The organism is Paraburkholderia pallida (assembly GCF_004524855.1).
GTDB lineage: Bacteria > Pseudomonadota > Gammaproteobacteria > Burkholderiales > Burkholderiaceae > Paraburkholderia > Paraburkholderia oxyphila.
The window spans coordinates 445,064-462,507 of the sequence record NZ_CP038150.1 but is presented as its reverse complement, the minus strand read 5'-3'; the positions used below and the strand labels follow the sequence as shown (position 1 = coordinate 462,507).

Sequence of the window (17,444 nt, the reverse complement as noted above, 5' to 3'; positions counted from 1 at the left end):
GCGATGGATGCGTCGCGCCTCGATCAACACTCAGGCCACCGCTTGTGTCGCGTGAGCGAAGTGCCGGACGGCGGCGCACGCGTTGTCGACGAAGGACCTGCGGGCAAGCCCGTCATCGTCGTGCGGCGCGGCGAACGCGTGTGGGCCTACGCCAACCGCTGTCCGCATTTTTCCGTGCCGCTCGACTTCGAGCCCGGGTTGATCTCCTGCTACCGCTCACAGGTGTTGATGTGCGCGCACCACAGCGCGCTGTTTCGCTTCGAGGACGGCCATTGCATCGAAGGCCCGTGTGCGGGCGCGGCGCTCGACGGGGTCACCGTCGAGATCGATGCCGCCGGCTGGGTGCTTGCGTGATGAGCGCAAGCGACCCGCTGCTTATTCGCTCTTCGACGGACGCCCCGTCTTGACCGCTTCGAGCGCGGCAATGGCGGCTGCGAGACGCTTGGCCGAAGCCGCCTCGAGCAATTGCAGGCCCGCGCGCAGCAGTTCGCTCTTCTTGACCGCGACGCCCGCTTCGAGGCACTTGCGCTTGAGGACCGAGATCCGCTCGTAGTCCGCCTTCGGCATGGTGAAGCTGTCACGCACGACCTTGTCTTTCTTGGCGCGCTTGGTCTTTTCCTTTCCTGCGGCTTTCGGTGCCGCGGCTTCCGCTACCTCGGTTGCGGGTTCTGCGGCCTTGGCGCGGGTCTTGGCACCAGGCTTGGCGGCGGCCTTCGTGCTGGCCTTGGTCGTGGCCTTGGTGGTCGCCTTTTTCCCGGCCTTGGCCTTTGCCTGGGTCTTGCTGCTGGGCTTCGTGCTGGACTTGGCACCGGCCTTTGCGCGCGGAGCTTTATCGGTTTCGGCACTGACGGCGGGCGTTGCCGCTTCGGCCTGCACCGGCTCCTGCTGCGGCTGCTGCTCGTGCTCTTGCGCTTGCTCCGGCGCCGCGTCCGGCGACTTCGGGAAATGAAAGGCCTTCTTGGTAGGTTTGCGTACGTTTGCTGCGGTCATGTGGGCTTCTCCAACTGGAAACAATATAAACAGTATATACGGTTTATATTGCGCCGAAGCTGACTGACGCTGCAGATGTGCAAACCGCGCCGCGCGCTTACTGCTCCAGCGCCGCCTGAGGCGTATTGCGGAAGCTGATTGCCATGCGGTTATACGTGTTCATCAAGCCGATGGCGATGGTGAGATCGACGAGTTCACGCTCGTCGAATACCGCGCGCGCTTCCTCATACGCCGCGTCAGGCACACCGGTCTGCGCAACGAGCGTGACCGATTCGGCCCACGCAAGCGCGGCACGCTCGCGCGGATCGAACAGATTGCCGGCTTCACGCCATGCCTGGACCAGCGCCAGCTTTTCCACTTTCACGCCTTTTTTCAGCAGGTCGCGTGTGTGCATGTCGAGGCAATAGGCGCAGTTGTTGATCTGCGAGACGCGCAAGTAGACCAGATCGACGAGCACTGGCGCAAGCCCGCTTTGCATGACATAGCCGTAGACACCGCCGAGGGCTTTGACGCCAGCGGGCGCGATCTGGTTGTAATCGAGACGTTGGCTCATGGGTTCTCTCCTGTTTGACTTGAATGGCTTACTTGACCGGCGTGGTCAGCGTCTTGTCGTCGGTATCGACGACGAATACCGCGAGTAGCTTCGCCGGCTGGGTCTTGCTTGCGTTTCGGCTCACGCGATGAATGGCGCCGGGCTCTTCGAAGAAGCTTTCGCCGGCGTGATAGACGCGCTTTGGCCCGTCGTTCACTTGCGATTCGATGGCGCCCGAAACGACATAAGCGTAGATGAACGCGGATTTCGCATGCTCGTGCGCGGGCGACGCGCCGCCGGGCGCGTAGTCGACCACCACGGCCGTCAACGACTTGCCGGGGATGTTGGGGATGGCATGCGTGAAGTTGGGCGTGACGGTTGCTCCATCGGCATGCGCGATGGCCGGCATGGCGACGGTGAGCGCAAACGCTGCGCAGGCGGTGCCGAGGGCGGTTCGAATGTTCATGACAGGGTTTCTCCTTGCGACCGGGGTTATTGTGGCCGCACGCTGGGCCACAAGAAAGCACCAGAAATGAACATTCTTTATGTACCATGAGCGGATGTCCCAGCCGCTGAAAATCGAACTCGACCGCTCCGCGAAGACGCCTCTCGCCGAGCAGATCCGCTCGGCAATCAGTGCCGCCATCGAGGGCGGCGTGCTTGCGCCCGGCGCCCGTCTGCCTTCGTGGCTCGACCTTGCCGCGCAACTGGGCGTCGCGCGCGGCACGGTGCGCCTCGCCTACGACCGCCTCTCCGACGCGCAGTTGATCGTCGCTTCCCGGGCCGCCGGAACGCGTGTGGCGGACCGGCCTCGCGCGCGGCCCGAAGCGGAGGAGAGCCGCGATCCGGGCTCGTTCATGGAGATGTACCGGGAGCTCACCGCCGGCCCGGCTATCTTCCAGATGGGCGTGCCCGCCCAGGAAACGCTGCCCGCGAGGCTCTTCACCAAGGTGCGCTCGTTCGCGCTGCGCGCGGAGTCGAGCGCCTCGGTTGGCTATCCCGATCCCCGTGGCGAGCCGGAATTGCGGCGCGAAATCGCTGCGTATCTGGCCATTGCGCGCGGCATGACCTGCTCGCCCGCGCAGATCATCGTCACGAGCGGGTTCAGCGGCGGCCTCGGACTCGCGCTGCGCGTGCTGGGCCTCGATGGACACAAGGCCTGGTTCGAAGACCCGGGCTTTCCGTTCACCCGCCATGGCCTCGAACTCGCAAGGCTCGAGCTTGCGCCGGTTCCCGTGGACGCGGACGGCATCGACGTCGATTACGGCCTGCGGCATGCGCCGGACGCGGCGCTGGCCGTCGTCACGCCCGGCCAGCAGGCGCCGCTCGGCCCCACGCTCTCGCTGGCAAGACGCTTGCAGCTGCTCGACTGGGCTGCGCAGCGTGGCGCCTGGATCATTGAGGATGACTATCTAAGCGAGCTACAACTGAGCGCGCGTGCCGCGCCCGCGCTCGGATCGCTCGACCGCGGCCAGCGCGTCATTCATATCGGCTCGTTCAGCAAGACGATCAGCCCGGCACTGCGGCTGGGGTTCGTCGTCGCGCCCGCCACGCTGGCGTCGCGGTTCGCGGAAGTCGCGGCGTGCCTTGCGCCGGCGCCGTGGCCGTCCGTGCAGCTCGCGACGGCGCAGTTCATGCGCGAGGGCCACTATCTGCGCCATCTGCGGCGCTTGAAGCGTCTTTATTCCGCGCAGCGCGACGCCTTGCTCGAATGCCTGGGCGCACTCGACTTCGAGACGAAGAGCGCCGGTCTGGCCGTGCTCGTGCGGCTGCCCGACGGCGCGCCCGACGTCTCGATCTTCAGGGAGGCGCTGGCGTTCGGATTGGGCCCGGCGCCGTTGTCGCCCTGGTATATGTCGCCGGCATCCGCGCGTTCGGGGCTGCTGCTGGGCATCGCGACTTCGCCGGAGAGAAACCTCGTTCGAAGCTGCGAGCGGCTGAGGGAGGTGATACGGCGTCACGCGTGATCGTTGGGCACGCAGCGACCCCCGATTGACCTGCCGTGCTAGGCTGCGCGCTTGTTGCGTACGCGTGCCCGCGGGGCCGCCTATTCACCGGAAGGAGTTGCTGGAGCCTATGTCGAAGAACCCCTTCGAATCGATCGATGACAACTCGCCGCGAGCGCAGCGCCATTCGCGTACACGGCGGGAGGGGATCGCAGCGTGGCCCGTCGCGGCCGTTGCGGCCACGCTCGTCTGGCTCGCCATGCCAACGCAGGCGCACGCGCAGGAATTCTCGCTGTTTGGCGGCGGCTCGCGTGCGAGCGACGTCAACACCTATACGTGGGCCTTCAACTATCAGGAAGGGCTCGGCAAGTACTTCGCGGCGAGCTTCACCTGGCTCAACGAAGGGCACATTCCGGATCATCACCGCGATGGCCAGCTCGTCCAGCTCTGGGCGCGCGTGCCCGTGGGCAGTCCGCAGTTCGTCCTGCAGGCCGGGATTGGGCCGTATCGCTACTTCGATACGACCACCGCGGACCAGGGCGGCAGCTACTCCGACGTGCATGGCTGGGGTGTCGTGTACAGCGTGCGCGCGTCCTGGTATGCCGCCAACCGGTGGGTCACGCAGTTGCAGTTGAACCGCGTACACGTGCAGCGCGGCCCGGATTCCACCGGCGTGATGCTCGGCGTGGGTTATCAGCTCGACGCGCCCGATACGCCGGGGCCGCGCGACTGGGCGGCGGGCTCGGCGAAGAAGACGACCAATAACGAAGTGGCCCTGTACCTCGGCAAGACCATCGTCAACTCCACCAGCTCGCCGGGTGCATTCGGCGGGGCGATCGAATACCGCCGCGGCCTCGCGAAGTATCTCGACTGGACGGTCGGCTATATGCACGAAGGCAGCAGCAAGGTCGCGCGCCGTGACGGCATTACCAGCCAGCTTTGGCTCACGCGCGCGTTCCTCAACGACTCCGTGACGCTTGGCGTGGGCGCCGGCGCGTACTACGCGATCAACGAGAACGAGGACAGCGCCTCGCCGGGGCCGGGCGCCGGCAAATTCTCGGGGCTCGTTACCATCGCCGGCTCGTACCGCTTCAGCCAGAACTGGGATGCGCGGCTCGAATGGAATCGTGTCGTGACGAACTATAACCGCGACACCGACGTTATCCTGGCCGGTATTGGTTACCGGTGGTGACGCCGTCCGCCGCTGCTTGCTGCGGGCGACCTGTCAAGTGGCGCTGCGCTCAGGCAATCGGGCTTTGCATTATGCAGGCACGGTAAAGATTACATGGCCGGCAGCGCGATGGACCGGCTCGATGACGGCCCTAATTTTGACAGCCGCTCCAGGCGCATCGTTGGCAGGAAATATGCGTCTTTTATACAACACGTTCGTTAGTGCACGTATGGTTTTCGTTCGACTCTGATAGCCTTTTTCCAGCGACAGTTTGGGCTGTTCAGCGCCCAGACGTGCGCGATCGTCGAATCGAAGACTGGAGGGCCTATCCATGTTGCGCTGGCTTTCAAACTTGATTGCTCATAACGCCCCGACGCCGGAAAAGCAGGCCGAACGCGGGCTAGGCGAATTGCGCATGGCGCTGTTTCAGGCCGAGCAGAGGGTCCTGGACGCGCAATTGCAGGCTGAGTATTACCGCATGCGCATTGCGTTCTGCGAAGAGGTCTTGAAAGCGGGCATCGAGCAGGTATCGGATCAGCGCAAGGGGCAACGTGAATCGGTCACGCACGAGTTGCGCCCGAACTTGAAGCTGACGGCCGCGCAGTAGGCGGTGACCGAAGGCTGTGCGAATGCCAGGGCCGCCGTGGTTGGCGGGCGGCTTCGGCATTTCGTTCTCGAGGCGAGGCCTCGATTCGCGCGGGCATCGCGGGTTCGCCGTGACGCCTTGCGCGGCCTGCTGCGCCCATTCCGCATATTTGACCATAGTTGACCATCGTCCCGACTCGCACTTGATACCATCTCGAATCGGCGAGGCCCGTTATTGACGACTTCGATGCGAAAGGGATGGAACGATGAAGCGGATCACGATAACCATTCTGCTAATGATTGCCGCTGTACTGCTTGTGACGCTCATGGTCGTGCTGAAGACCGCTCCTCCACGCACCGTCGAGACGGACGGGAGCGTGGCGGTGCCGAACGGCAGCCACGTGGTGCAAGTCCTGTCGCGTATCCCGGCAATGAACGCCTGATTTGTTCGCGATCCTTATTGCCGGATTTCGAAACTATCGAGCGCGCAATACTCGCATCACCCTTTCCGTTCAAGGCGCAGATGGCGCGTATTGCGTTCGATCGAGATCAGGACCAGCAGCAGGGTGAGGAATCCCGCCACGGCGAGCAGTGTCCCGAGGGACGTCCTGAATTGCCCGATCCGGTTGTCCACCGCTTCGATGGCGCTTTCGGCAGAGCCGATCCGTTCTATCTTGATCCGGGCGTATTGATTCATCGCCGCCGCGATATACCGTTCGCGATCGTCCCATTCCCATGCCGCTGCATGCTGGCCGGCACGCGTCACGACCCCGGAAAGCTCATTCACGAATGACTGCCGGTCGGAGCGCGGCACGCTGCCCAGCCACGCATCGAGCAGCGCCTGACTCGCGTTATCTCCGATCAGGACCTGACGCAGGGGGGCGGGGATCACAAGGCCTTGTGCGGCCTGGATGTTCAATTCCGCGGTGCTGTCGCCGGCGTTGCTATTTGCGAGGGCGTCGTTTGCCGTTTCCGAACCCGGGATGGCTTCGAGTACGTCGGCCGCGGCCACGGGCGGATCCGTGACCGCGACCGCTTTTCCGGGTGCTGCGAGCGCGAACATGAGTGCGCTCATCGCCATCATGGCGGCCACAAGGGCAAGCAGGCACAACACGCGTGCCATGCCGAGCAGGTGGCGTTCGAGTCCGTCCGCAATCTTCATTTCAACCCCGTCGATTTCCGTACTGGTTTGCCGTTGCGTGTCCGCTTACGGTTCGCGCAGATAGCGCTCCGATAGCGCCTCATACAGCGGGGGTGCAAAAATACGCGAGACGCGGCTCGCGATGAGCGCGGTAGCCATCAGCGAGATGACGAGCGCATGCCCGTTGATCATCTCGATGACGATCACGAACGCGGTAATCGGGCTCTGCGTGACCGCGGCGAGATAGCCGACCATGCCGAGCGCGATCAGCATCGGCAGCTGCATATCCGGGAACACCATGTGCAGGGTATTGCCGATGCCCGCACCGATTGCCAGCGATGGAGCAAAGAGGCCGCCCGGTGCCCCCGGCAGGTACGATCCCACCATCGAGACGAGCTTGAAGACTGGATATGCCGCGCTGACATGTGATGTGCCTTCGAGCATGCCGCGCGCCTCGGCATATCCGCTGCCGAAGGTGTGGCCGTGCGCGAGCACGCCGACGACCGCGATGATCAGTCCGCAGAGCGCGCCGAACAGGACCGGCCGCTGCGCGCGCAAGTCGAGCAACGGCTTGGGCATCCAGCGCCGGGTATTGAGCAGCAGCCAGCAGAAGGCGCCGCCCAGCACGCCGGCGATGACGCCGATCAGCACGACGGCCAGGCCGAGCCACCTGGGTAGCCCGGAACCGATATCGATCGTGCCGAAATAAACATAGTTACCCTGAAGACCCAGCGAGACGACACCGGCGAAGATGATGGCCGTGATCAGGACGCCGCTCGTACGCTGCTCGAAGCTGCGCATGAGTTCTTCGATGGCGAACACCACGCCCGCAAGCGGCGCATTGAATGCCGCGGACAAGCCTGCGGCTGCGCCCGCGAGCGCAAGTCTGCGCTCCAGCACGCCGGGCCGGATCGTGAGGAAACGCCGCGGGTAGAAGCGTCTCAGGCTGAACATGAGGGCCGCGCCGACGTGGATCGTCGGTCCCTCGCGGCCTATCGTGAAGCCGCCGAGAATGGCCAGAAACGAAATGAAAATCTTCCCGACGAGAATGCGCAGCGTGAGCAGCCGCGGCCCGAGTTCATTGGGCCCGTGGAGCATGGCGATGACCTGCGGGATCCCGCTGCCTTCCGCGCCATCGAAAAAGCGCCGCGTGAGCCAGACCGTCACCGCGCCTGTGGCGGGCGCAACGAGAAGCGGCAGCCAGAACCGCTCAGCCGCGTAATGCAGGAACAGCCCGTAGCCGAAATCGATCAGCTTCGCGTACAGCACGGCGACGAGACCGACTGCGATCGCACCCAGCCAGAACACACCGTAGTGGAGCCATAAGCGGTTGGCGCGCTGCAACGCTCGTCTGTCTATTAGCCGGAAAATGCGCACGATCTGTGTCCCCTCTCTGTCGATTCTCGTGGTGCGCGAGGCGCAGTCGTTTCCCGCAGTCCATGCCGGATCACGGAAAGGTCAAGCATTGCGCCGCGCACGTGCCTTCATATTGAGCGCGATCCGGAGCCGGCACAAGACGAGACCCGGGCATGCAGAGGCAAGAGCAGGGAGTCGACTTCGTTGAAACGGCATGCATGCGGGTCAACCGAAAAAAAACCCAGCGCTCAGGCTGGGTCAGGGAAGTTGCCGCCGGTGCGGCCGGTGGCAACCGGACGTTTTCAGTCCGGCAAGCTGAGGATACAACGATGTCATGCGCTCCCATCGCAGGCTGAAAGCGTGTTGCAATAAATGGTCACGACATGACATTTGTGGGAATTTATGCCGGTTTACTTAAGTGAAACTTAAATTTGCCGATCCTGGCATGCGATGGCGCCCAAGTGCATTCGCGCTACGCGCTGTCCTCCCTGAAGGCCCAGCCGAAGGACTGGACTTCCGACTTGTGTGCGGCGGCGAGCCTCATCAGGCAGCGCTCTCCCTCGGGCGTCAAATGGACCTGAACCTGCCGCTTGTCGTCGATGCTCTGTATCCGTTCAACGAGGCCGGCCGCCTCGCAGCGCGTGATCAGTGCGACGGTTCCATGCGACGAAGCCTGCAGGCGCTCGGCGATCTCGCCCACGGTTGCCCAGTCACGGTCAGCAAACGCGCGGGTGTGCAGCATCAGCATGTACTGCAGGGGCGTCACGCCCTCTGCGCGCGCGATCTCCTCCGAAATACGCAGAAACCGGCGCAGCCTATAGCGGAATTCCGAGAGTTCCTCGAGGTCGGCACGCGTCACTGTCTGCGCTACCTTGCGAGGTTTCGCTGGCATAGGCCGCTCCATGTTTTAGGGGGCTGAACCGGAAACAGGTCACTATGTGACATAAAGTACAGGCGCCATTGCGCAGTCGTGCAAAAACTGCATTGTAAGCGGGCGGCGGCGACCGTCCGTCCAGATCTGGCGTCGCAAAGGGGGGAGCATTCGCCGTGATCGGCGCGAGCGGCAAAGAGGCGTCAGCCGCCGGACAGACGCACGATCAGACCGAAAATCTCGAGTCCGATTACCAGCGCGATGATCAGTACGGGAAGCGCAAGAATGAGCACCCATGGGAGCCGGCGTGACCTGGCACGCGCGTCTTGCGCGGGTGGCCGATCGCGATCTGCCGGTTCCGTGAGGCCCGATTGCGACATTGACGTGCGTTTCATTTCGCCCTCCGGGAGCGCCGCCACGCTCGCCCTGTTTCACTGCACGGCTCCGACCTCGGAGCCCTCGTGCGTAAGCCACCGATAAGCAGCGCTTGCGCGGCGCCAGGCTCCAGATGACAGCGATTGCAATATAGGCGCGTATCGTTAAATGCAACTTAAAGGATACGCTCGCTGAAGCACGCACTGTGCTGGAGCGTCTCTATGGAGAGACCATGGAGATCGTGCGCGGCTGTCGCGACTTTGCGGACCGTATCATCGCGCGGCTCATGGAGCAGCAGGAAATCACGCGCGATGAGATTGCCGCATGCCAGTAGCCTCGGAGCGGCAAAGCGAGAACGCCGTCCGTCAATCGGCAAGGTTGCTGAGGAACTTGCGTGCAGGCGCGAAGAACGTGACGCCGGTCAGCGCTCTCGAAAAGTCCAGTATCCGGTCGTGCAATGGCGGCGGGTCGCCAATGAACATCCGCTCCAGCATCTTCTGGATCACCCAGAGGCGGCGTGAGTAGCCGATGAAGTAGGTGCCATACTCGCCGCGCCCGGGAACGGCGAATGGCATGTTGTCGCGCAGGATGTCGTGCTCGCCTTCGGCGTCCTCGATCGTGCAGAGTGTCTTGTGTGACTTCTGCCCCTGCGTAGCGTCCGGCAACTCGACGTTGTCGAACTTGGTCCGGCCAATGATCGCCTCCTGGGTCTCCACGCTCTGCGCACGCCAGGCCGCGAGATCGAGCAGGTATTCCTGGACCACGACGTAGCTGCCGCCGGCGTAGTCGGGGTCCTCGTCGCCGACGATCGTTGCGTTGGGCAGGTCGAGGCCGTCGGGATTCGCGGTGCCATCGACGAACTCGAGCAGGTCGCGCCCGCCGAAGTAGCGAAATCCGGCCACATCGTCGACGACCGTGACGGCGTTGCCGAAGGCCTCCAGCAGAATCTTCTCGAACTCGACGATCAAGTCAGTCGAGGCGGCGCGAATGTGGTACAGCAGGTCGCCCGCTGTGGCCACCGCGACATGCGCGGCGCCTCGCACTTCTTGAAACGGTGCAAGCTCGCGCGGCGCGGGTTTTCCGGTCAGTGGCTGCCAGGCGCGATGCCCGATGCCGACATTGCAGGTGAAGGCGGTGCCGTTGGCACGGATCCGGACGTCCTTGATGAGGTCGTCGGTGCTGGCCAGCGCGGAGCGGGCAGTGCCGATCGACGCGTCGTCGTCCTTGACGACCAGGACCAGGAACGCAGCGACCTGTGACAACGGCGCGTCGATCGATTGGGGTTCGGTGTCGAGCGCGCGCTGGCAGCCGGACGTTGGCGAAGCGGTCGGACTCAAGGATGCCTCCTGTCATGGGTCGGGTGGGCACGCCATGACGGCGGGCCGACTCATTGCAAGATAGACAATCGCAAGGCACATGCCAGCACGAATCGCCCGATATTGATTATCGGCTCACATCCGGTTCACGTCCGGTGCCTCGGCCACGCCAGAGATCGCCCGGACCCGCCGTGATGCCGCGCGCATTCGCCGGCACTTCTGTTCTTCCAGCCATTGCAGCGATTCCTGCACGACCTCGGGCGGAACCTCGTTGAACGACGCGCTGCGAATCAGCGTTGCGCTTGCGGCGATGTCGTTGAACTGTCCCAACTTGTTCTGCACGGACGTCAACTCCTCGATCGTGCGCTCGTGCCCGCTTTTGATGACGGGTTGAAAAAACTCGAGCAGGTATCGCAGCTTTTTGCCCGCTTTTCGCACGTCGTGGAGGTCTTCCTCCTGGGTCGTCTCGCTAAGCGCGGCGCGTCTGCTTCGCTTTTGAAGTGCGCGCTGCGCCAGACGGATGCGCTTTTCGGCGAACGCCCGAATGGGCAGGTCGTCGCAACGCGACTGCAGTGTGGTTTGGGCCTGAAGCAGGGCATCGTTCAGGAATGCCTCGACATCGTCGCCTTTGATCATCGACTGGCTATGCAGCACCGCCTGGGCGCGCTTCTCGCACGCCGCGGCTACGAGCAGTTCGATCGATGCGCCGGCCGCCTGGGCGGCTCTCAGGAGATCGCCTGCGATGTCCCAGTCGCGCGTTCCGCCTGCCACTGCCGCAAGACGCTTGAATTCTTCGGTGGCTTGCGCGGTCGCTTCCTCGCCGAGGTAGGGGGAGTACGCCCAGTACAACGCGCGAAGCTTTCGGAAAGCGACGCGAAGCTGATGAAATCCCTCGACATCGCTCTGTGTGGAGAGACCTCTCGCCCTTTGCACGGCTTCGGCCACCACCGGCTTCGCCAGGGACGAGAAGGTGCTGGCGATCGAGCTCGTTTTGGAAAGCGACGATTCAGCCGGCCGCCGGTTGACTTTGAAGAGCGTGTTTGGCTGTGGCAAAGGCCAGTCACCATCCATATTCATAGCAGCCTCGAGTCGGACGAAAATAGATTTCGCCCAGACCTTACCATAGCCAATTTCGAATACCGTCATTGTGACGTCTTGATGAAATCCCTTATGGTGTCGCGAGAATACCGCCCTCGCATTACCATATCGCGGTTTCTGCGGTTCTGTATTAGGATACTGACCCAGGTCCAGCACCGCCTGATAAGCTGGCGCATCGAGCGCGCCTCGAAGATGTCCGGGGCAAAAGTGGGAGTTCGGTTTGAAGAAACGCGCCACCGTGATCTGCCGCAGGGGCAAGAGAATCCTTCTGGTCGCACGCAGTCAATCGAAGTGGGCTTTGCCAGGTGGGATTCTCAAGCGTGGGGAACATCGCGCGGACGCCGCGCTTCGGGAACTGAAAGAAGAAACACAATTATCCGGGAAGGCCGCCAAGCACCTCTTCGACTTCCGTGGCAAGCAGAAGCACCATCACGTGTTCACCTGCGAAATTCCGAATCGCGCAAAAGCTCGGCCGAGCAACGAAATAGCCCGCTGTCGCTGGGTCCACCTGGACGATATCCCTGACCTCCTGACCAGCCGGCCCACGACGGATATCGTGAAGCTCATGAGTCAGCGGCGCAGGAAGTAGCCCGGTTCGCCGGCATCAGAGCAAAACTTCCGGCGCGGCCCGCGCGCCGAGATTTCGTCTCGCGAAGGACTTCGCACCCGATGTGGCATGCCGGGTGCCAGCGCGCTGATCGCTTTCACAAACGCTACGTGCCATCGCGCGCGAAAATAGATACGACGCCCTCGCGGATGCACGTCTACGCGCAGGCAGTCCTGCCACGTACTTCGTCAGTCGATCAAGGCGGCGCCGGCTCAGGTCAGGCTGTGACGCAGTTGCTCGGACGTCGCGCCGCGTGCGGCGTCAGTCCGTGCACCAGGGAGTATCGACGACGCACGGGTGCCCTGATGCGCTGCCGAGACGGGATCGAGAATGCTCGAGGCCTGATACAGACAAACCCAATCCGCGTACTCCGGCTGCAGCGGATCGAGTTCGAGTAGCCAGTTCGTGTTGCATAGCCTGCAGCAGTAACGTTGCAGGAGCACGGGGCGGCGGCCGAGTGGGCGCAGCCGATGCGGGTGGCCAGTCATCCGCAGCCCGCCGTGGGGTTGGGCCGTGTCGCCCAGTTGCATTCTTTCGCAGGCTTCGCAGGACATGGGGTGTCTCAGTGGCGCTGGAAGAGTGACCAACTATAGCACCGCGTTCGCCGTCGGGTAGCAAATCAATCGTCGAAGAAATAGCCCGCAGGATGGGGCGTTTATTGGCAAGGCGCTCGAAACGCTGTGTAGCGTTTGATTAACGCGGAAGCTATCAGCACACTCAGAAAGCATGCGGTCGCGCATCCATACTCCGGCTTCAGGAAGAAGCGAGCCATGGCTACCGTTCGAATTCATTCCAGGTTCAGCCTTGTCCTGTCCATCGGGATGGTCGCGTTGGCCTATTTCGCGGGAGCACGGCTCGGTCTCGCCTATGCGGTAGTGGGCGGCGCAATCTCTCTGGTGTGGCCTTCCAGCGGCATCGCGCTTGTCGCGGTGCTCACGCTGGGTCCCGCAGTGGCTCCGGGTATTGCCATTGGCTCGTTCCTCGCCAACGTGTCGGGGGGCGTGCCCGTACCCGTGGCCGCGGTGATTGGCACGGGCTCCATGGTTGCCCCCTTGACCGCAGCAATCGTGCTGGAGCACGCGACCCGATTCCAGATCGCCCTCGAGCGCATCGGTGACGTGCTGGCGTTTATCGGCATCGCTGCGGTGCTGAGCACGGCGATCAGTGCAGTGGTTGGCACGACCGCGCTGCTGGGCGGCGGCCTGGTGGCGGGCGCGGAGTACGTCGCGGCGTTTCTGAAGTGGTGGCTCGGCGACATGATGGGTGTGCTGGTCGTGGCGCCGCCGCTCTTGAGCCTGCTCTCGTATTCGAATCCCGTGCGCTCCGCGGCGCAGATCGTGGAAGCCTGTGGACTGACCATCGCGACCGTCTGGGTCGGCTACCTTATTTTCGGCGCGACACAACTTGCCGGGCACGGCTACTATCCCGCCGCGCTCGCGATTTTCCCGTTCATCATCTGGGCGGCTCTGCGCTTCGGTCATCTGGGCACCAGCATCGGAACCCTGGTGGTTTCGGTACTGGCCATCTGGGGGACGACCCATGGCACCGGCCCCTTCGCTGCCGAGTCTCCAGTGGATAGCCTCGTGAGGTGGTGCACCTTCGCGAACGTCGTCTCGGTAACCGGACTGCTGCTGGTGGCGGCGCGCGCGCAGGAGCGGCGCGCCTATCGTCTTTTGCAGGCGGCCCACATCGAACTGGAACAGCGCGTTCAGGCGCGCACCACCGATCTGGAGACGGCCAATAACGAGCTCAAGGAGGAAATGGCGCGGCGCCGTCTGCTGGAAGGCGAACTGGTCCAGATCGGCGATCAGCACCAGAGGCTCATCGGCCGCGAACTGCATGACGGACTCGGGCAACACCTGACCAGCCTGGGGCTGTACTGCTCCGCCTTGAACCAGAAACTGCAGACGCAAGGTCACCCAGCCGCCGAAGACGCCGCGACCGTCGTTCGGTTGGTGAAGCAGGCGTCCTCGATGACCCGCAGGATTGCCCACGGCCTGGATCCGGTCGCGATGGAGTACGGCGGTCTTGCCGCCGCGTTGAATGGGCTGGCGGAAACGGCGCGCACGCTCAATGGCGTGGATTGCATGCTGAGGATCGCGCCCGACGTGGACGCACTGGACTCGCTGATGCAGATTAACCTCTACCGCGCGGCCCAGGAAGCGGTCAGCAACGCGCTGAAATATTGCCAGGGCCACAGGATCTGGATCGACCTGGCGCGAGCGGGCGGCGTGCTGACGCTGTCGATCAGCGACGACGGGGTAGGGATCGGCCAGGAGGAAATGGAGCGTGCCTCGGGGCTGGGGCTGCACAACCTGCGTCACCGCGCGAGTCTGCTTGGCGGCTCCTGCAGCGTGACGCGCAACGATCTGGGCGGCACCACGGTCGCCATCAGCTATCCGCTACCGGAGGGCCCCGGCCATGCACGGGAAGTCCAATAGCTCAGGCCGTGCGACGCAAATCCTGATCGTGGATGACCACCCCATCATCCGCGAGGGGATGACGCTCTTGCTGAATCTGCAGGAAGATCTGCACGTTTGCGGTGCAGCCGGTAGCGCCGAAGAAGCCCTGGTGGCGATGGAGCGCCATCCCGACATGGCCATCGTGGACATCAGCCTGCAATCGGACTCCGGCCTCGAGCTGGTCAGGACCCTGCGTCACCGCTACCCGGATTTGGCGATCCTCGTCCTGAGCATGCACGACGAAAGCCTGTTTGCCGAACGCGCGCTGCGCTCCGGGGCAAACGGCTATCTGATGAAACTCGAGGCCACCGAGCACGTATTGAGCGCGATCCGGGAAATTCTGGCGGGCAATATCTACCTGAGCGCCACCATGCACGAGAAGCTGGCGCGTGCGCTCCTGACGGTGCCCCGTAAAAAGCCCGAGGGCCGAATCGCGGGCCTTTCGGAACGGGAATTCGAGGTCCTGCACCTGATCGGACTCGGCTTCAGCACCCGCGAAATTGCAGAGAAGCTGAACCGGAGCGTGAAGACCATCGAGGCGCACCAGGCCAATATCAAGGAAAAGCTCAATATCCGCAGCGGCAAGGAGCTGATGCGCTTCGCCATCCAGTGGATGGAGAGCCAATAAGGCGCCGCCCGCCTGTCGAATAGGGCATTCCCCGAGGCGCTTTTAGGATGGCGGCCTTATTCATGGGTTTTCGGTCAGCGAATACAGTCGTGACAGCCGGCGTGCCGCGGCGCCGGCTGCGCGTGGCAAGTCCCGCGACGTGATCCAACCGGAGACGGTCATGAGAACAGGGTGCACGTTGTTGGCAAGTCTGATTTGCGCGCTATTTGCGGCCGCCGCTTACCCCGGCGACATTACCGGGGCCGGCAGCACGTTCGCCGCGCCGCTCTACAGCAAGTGGGCAACCGATTATCAACGGTCGGGCGGAAGCAAGGTGATCTATCGCAGCACGGGCTCCTCCGATGGACTCAATGAGGTCGTCGCCCGCAAGGTCGACTTTGCCGGATCGGACGCGCCGCTCAGCGACGATCAACTGGCCAAAAACGGCTTGCGGCAATTCCCTACGGTGATCGGTGGCGTCGTGCCGGTCGTGGACCTGCCCGGCATCAAGGCGGGTCAGCTCGTGCTGAACGGGCAAGTGCTCGCGCAAATCTTCCTCGGCAAGATCATCTACTGGGACGACCCCGCGATCGCGCGACTCAACCCGAAGCTCAAGATGCCCAACACGCCGATCGCCGTCGTGCGTCGCCAGGACGGTTCGGGCACGACGCTCATCTGGACGCACTATCTCGCGCAAGTCAGCCCGGAATGGAAGCGCAAGGTTGGGGAGGGGACCAGCGTGCACTGGCCGCTCGGCATTGGCGGCAATGGCAACGAGGGCGTGGCCACCTACGTCGGGTATCTGCCTGGCGCCATCGGCTATGTCGCATGGGACTTCACGAAACAGAATCACCTGACCTATACGGCCATGATCAACGCCGCCGGCGACGTCGTGCAGCCCGGCGTGGCCACTTTCAAGGCAGCGGCGGCCAGCGCCGACTGGTCCGGCTCGCTCGACCAGTTGCTGACCAATCAGCCCGGCAAGGATGCGTGGCCGGTGATGGGGGCCACCTACGTGTTGCTTCACCAGGCGCCGGACAAGGCCGGCCGTGAAGAAGCCGCGATGCAGTTCTTCAACTGGGCGTTCGATCACGATGGGGAAACGGTCAATGCGCTCGACTACATCCCGCTACCGGAGCTGGTCCTGACGAAAATCCGCGCGCAATGGCCCGCCAATGTGAGCGACAGCATGGCCGGCAAGGGGCTCGCGCGCCAATGATCCGCTAGCGGAGGCGATTGGCGCGACAGCGCATCGCTTACTTCGCCTGGCCGAACGCCGGCTCCGAGAACCGCTCGATCCAGACGGCCAGACGGTCGGCCGCAAAACTGGCAGCGCGCGTGCCGGCGCGGCAGACGATGGTGTCGCCTTCACGCGCGAACTGCAGCGCGCCGCCGGCTTCCTCGAGCCACAGCAGGCAGGCCAGCCAGGCAGCGTGCTCCGCCGAGACGGCCTGACCCACCGGCCGGGTGAGGAACTCGCTCAGCAGTGTCGGCGAAGTCCAGATCAGCGCGTCGCCCCCGCCGCGCACCGTGCCGCCGAGGACATCCGTGAAGATCTGCACCGCATCGGCAGCGCTGCGCCCCGCATGCTGCGCGCGCAGGTCCGCGAGGCGCGTGCCGACCGCGTGGCCGAAGCTGCCGCTGCACTCGCTCTCGGCGCGAACCAGGTCGGCGTAGTCCATCCGCTGCCAGTCCGGCTCCACATTGCGGGTGCCGGCCAGTTCGGTGCCGGCCAGGTAGGTTTCCACCGGCTGGAAGCGGCCCGGGCCGATCAGGCTCGCGCACAGCGTATGCACCATGCCGATGCGGGTGGCCACGGTCTGTGTCTGCAGCACGCCCAGCTTTTCGCGCAGGAGCTGGTCGCGTTCCTTGCGCAGTCCCGACAGCTCGAGCGCCTGCTTCATCTCCATGCGCAGCGCAGTGATGTCCCACGGCTTCTTGATGTAGCGATGGATCTGGCCTTGATTGACGGCCTCGACGGTCTGGTCCAGCTCCGAATAGGCCGTCGTCAGGATCCGCACGATGTGGGGATAGCGCTCGCGCGCATAGCGCAGCAGTTCGTTGCCGTAGTCGCCCGGCATGCGCTGGTCGGACACCAGCACGGCCAGGCTGCCGGCGTGGGCATCCAGCAATGCCTTGCCGTCCTCCACGGAGGCGCCCGTCACCACCGGTGCGATCGCGCCGATGGCACGCTCGAAGTATTTGACCGCGGTGGCTTCGTCATCGACGAACAGAATCGCCGGGGGCGGTGTCTGATTGGCAACCGTATTGCTCATTGGTAACTCCTGTGCATTCGATGCTTCAAATTTTGGAATTCCAGCGTCACGGTCGTGCCGGCGCGGGGCGCGGATGCGGTCCTGATCCTTCCGTCCAGGGACTGCATGACG

Annotated in this window: 20 protein-coding genes; 9 read left to right on the top strand and 11 right to left on the bottom strand. The window is 63.7% G+C overall.

From position 1 onward, the window contains the following. The first annotated feature begins 3 nt into the window (after positions 1–3). Positions 4–354: a Rieske (2Fe-2S) protein gene (locus tag E1956_RS28715; RefSeq protein WP_134755594.1), complete on the top strand. Its 351-nt coding sequence runs from the start codon at positions 4–6 to the stop codon at positions 352–354. A gap of 21 nt (positions 355–375) precedes the next feature. Here the strand turns inward: E1956_RS28715 and E1956_RS28710 are convergent, their stop codons facing one another. The 3 genes from E1956_RS28710 to E1956_RS28700 all read right to left on the bottom strand — a co-directional run bounded on the left by E1956_RS28710 (position 376) and on the right by E1956_RS28700 (position 1,988). Then, on the bottom strand, positions 376–990 hold the full coding sequence (locus E1956_RS28710) for a hypothetical protein (RefSeq protein ID WP_134755592.1): 615 nt from the start codon (positions 988–990) through the stop codon (positions 376–378). Between the two features lie 97 nt (positions 991–1,087). After that, positions 1,088–1,543, bottom strand: a complete 456-nt coding sequence (locus E1956_RS28705) for a carboxymuconolactone decarboxylase family protein (RefSeq protein ID WP_134755590.1) — start codon at positions 1,541–1,543, stop codon at positions 1,088–1,090. Between the two features lie 28 nt (positions 1,544–1,571). Next, positions 1,572–1,988, bottom strand: a complete 417-nt coding sequence (locus E1956_RS28700; RefSeq protein WP_134755588.1) for a cupin domain-containing protein — start codon at positions 1,986–1,988, stop codon at positions 1,572–1,574. 94 nt (positions 1,989–2,082) lie between these two features. Here E1956_RS28700 and pdxR point away from each other — a divergent pair, with 94 nt between their 5' ends. The 4 genes from pdxR (at position 2,083) to E1956_RS46340 (ending at position 5,667) form a co-directional block, all read left to right on the top strand. After that, positions 2,083–3,489 (top strand): MocR-like pyridoxine biosynthesis transcription factor PdxR, encoded by a 1,407-nt coding sequence (gene pdxR, locus E1956_RS28695; RefSeq protein WP_134755586.1) that lies wholly within the window; start codon positions 2,083–2,085, stop codon positions 3,487–3,489. Positions 3,490–3,727: 238 nt separating this feature from the next. After that, positions 3,728–4,660 (top strand): porin family protein, encoded by a 933-nt coding sequence (locus tag E1956_RS28690; RefSeq protein WP_167760210.1) that lies wholly within the window; start codon positions 3,728–3,730, stop codon positions 4,658–4,660. Positions 4,661–4,970: 310 nt separating this feature from the next. Beyond that, positions 4,971–5,246 (top strand): hypothetical protein, encoded by a 276-nt coding sequence (locus tag E1956_RS28685; protein ID WP_134755582.1) that lies wholly within the window; start codon positions 4,971–4,973, stop codon positions 5,244–5,246. Between the two features lie 244 nt (positions 5,247–5,490). Beyond that, a complete protein-coding gene (locus tag E1956_RS46340) occupies positions 5,491–5,667 on the top strand; it encodes a hypothetical protein (RefSeq protein ID WP_167760148.1) in 177 nt (58 codons plus the stop codon). Positions 5,668–5,723: 56 nt separating this feature from the next. Here the strand turns inward: E1956_RS46340 and E1956_RS28680 are convergent, their stop codons facing one another. The 6 genes from E1956_RS28680 to E1956_RS28655 form a co-directional block, all read right to left on the bottom strand. Further along, positions 5,724–6,287, bottom strand: coding sequence for a hypothetical protein (locus E1956_RS28680; protein ID WP_167760147.1), 564 nt, complete (start codon positions 6,285–6,287; stop codon positions 5,724–5,726). A 144-nt stretch (positions 6,288–6,431) separates the two neighbouring features. Next, entirely contained in the window at positions 6,432–7,709 is a 1,278-nt protein-coding gene (locus tag E1956_RS28675; protein WP_418789319.1) for a chloride channel protein, read from the bottom strand. A 484-nt stretch (positions 7,710–8,193) separates the two neighbouring features. Further along, positions 8,194–8,613, bottom strand: coding sequence for a MarR family transcriptional regulator (locus E1956_RS28670; protein ID WP_134755576.1), 420 nt, complete (start codon positions 8,611–8,613; stop codon positions 8,194–8,196). 182 nt (positions 8,614–8,795) lie between these two features. Further along, entirely contained in the window at positions 8,796–8,987 is a 192-nt protein-coding gene (locus E1956_RS28665) for a hypothetical protein (RefSeq protein ID WP_134755574.1), read from the bottom strand. 345 nt (positions 8,988–9,332) lie between these two features. Then, a complete protein-coding gene (locus E1956_RS28660; protein WP_134755572.1) occupies positions 9,333–10,304 on the bottom strand; it encodes a Dyp-type peroxidase in 972 nt (323 codons plus the stop codon). Between the two features lie 114 nt (positions 10,305–10,418). Beyond that, positions 10,419–11,360 carry a CHAD domain-containing protein gene (locus E1956_RS28655; protein ID WP_134757871.1) on the bottom strand — a complete coding sequence of 314 codons (942 nt, stop codon included), beginning with the start codon at positions 11,358–11,360 and terminating at the stop codon, positions 10,419–10,421. A 241-nt stretch (positions 11,361–11,601) separates the two neighbouring features. Here E1956_RS28655 and E1956_RS28650 point away from each other — a divergent pair, with 241 nt between their 5' ends. Then, the gene (locus tag E1956_RS28650) at positions 11,602–11,970 is read left to right on the top strand and encodes an NUDIX hydrolase (RefSeq protein WP_134755570.1); all 369 of its coding nucleotides are present in this window, start codon (positions 11,602–11,604) and stop codon (positions 11,968–11,970) included. A gap of 230 nt (positions 11,971–12,200) precedes the next feature. Here the strand turns inward: E1956_RS28650 and E1956_RS28645 are convergent, their stop codons facing one another. After that, a complete protein-coding gene (locus E1956_RS28645; protein WP_134755568.1) occupies positions 12,201–12,542 on the bottom strand; it encodes a hypothetical protein in 342 nt (113 codons plus the stop codon). 216 nt (positions 12,543–12,758) lie between these two features. Between E1956_RS28645 and E1956_RS28640 the strand changes: the two genes are divergently transcribed. The 3 genes from E1956_RS28640 to pstS all read left to right on the top strand — a co-directional run bounded on the left by E1956_RS28640 (position 12,759) and on the right by pstS (position 16,276). Continuing rightward, complete coding sequence (locus E1956_RS28640) at positions 12,759–14,429, top strand: MASE1 domain-containing protein (RefSeq protein ID WP_134755566.1); 1,671 nt, start codon at positions 12,759–12,761, stop codon at positions 14,427–14,429. Further along, a complete protein-coding gene (locus E1956_RS28635) occupies positions 14,410–15,078 on the top strand; it encodes a response regulator (protein ID WP_134755564.1) in 669 nt (222 codons plus the stop codon). Before E1956_RS28640 ends, E1956_RS28635 begins: the two co-directional genes overlap by 20 nt. Positions 15,079–15,238: 160 nt before the next feature. After that, the gene (gene pstS, locus E1956_RS28630) at positions 15,239–16,276 is read left to right on the top strand and encodes a phosphate ABC transporter substrate-binding protein PstS (RefSeq protein WP_134755562.1); all 1,038 of its coding nucleotides are present in this window, start codon (positions 15,239–15,241) and stop codon (positions 16,274–16,276) included. A gap of 37 nt (positions 16,277–16,313) precedes the next feature. On the opposite strand, the gene E1956_RS28625 is transcribed toward pstS, so the two are convergent. Further along, positions 16,314–17,333: a response regulator gene (locus tag E1956_RS28625; protein ID WP_134755560.1), complete on the bottom strand. Its 1,020-nt coding sequence runs from the start codon at positions 17,331–17,333 to the stop codon at positions 16,314–16,316. Positions 17,334–17,444 lie beyond the last annotated feature (111 nt).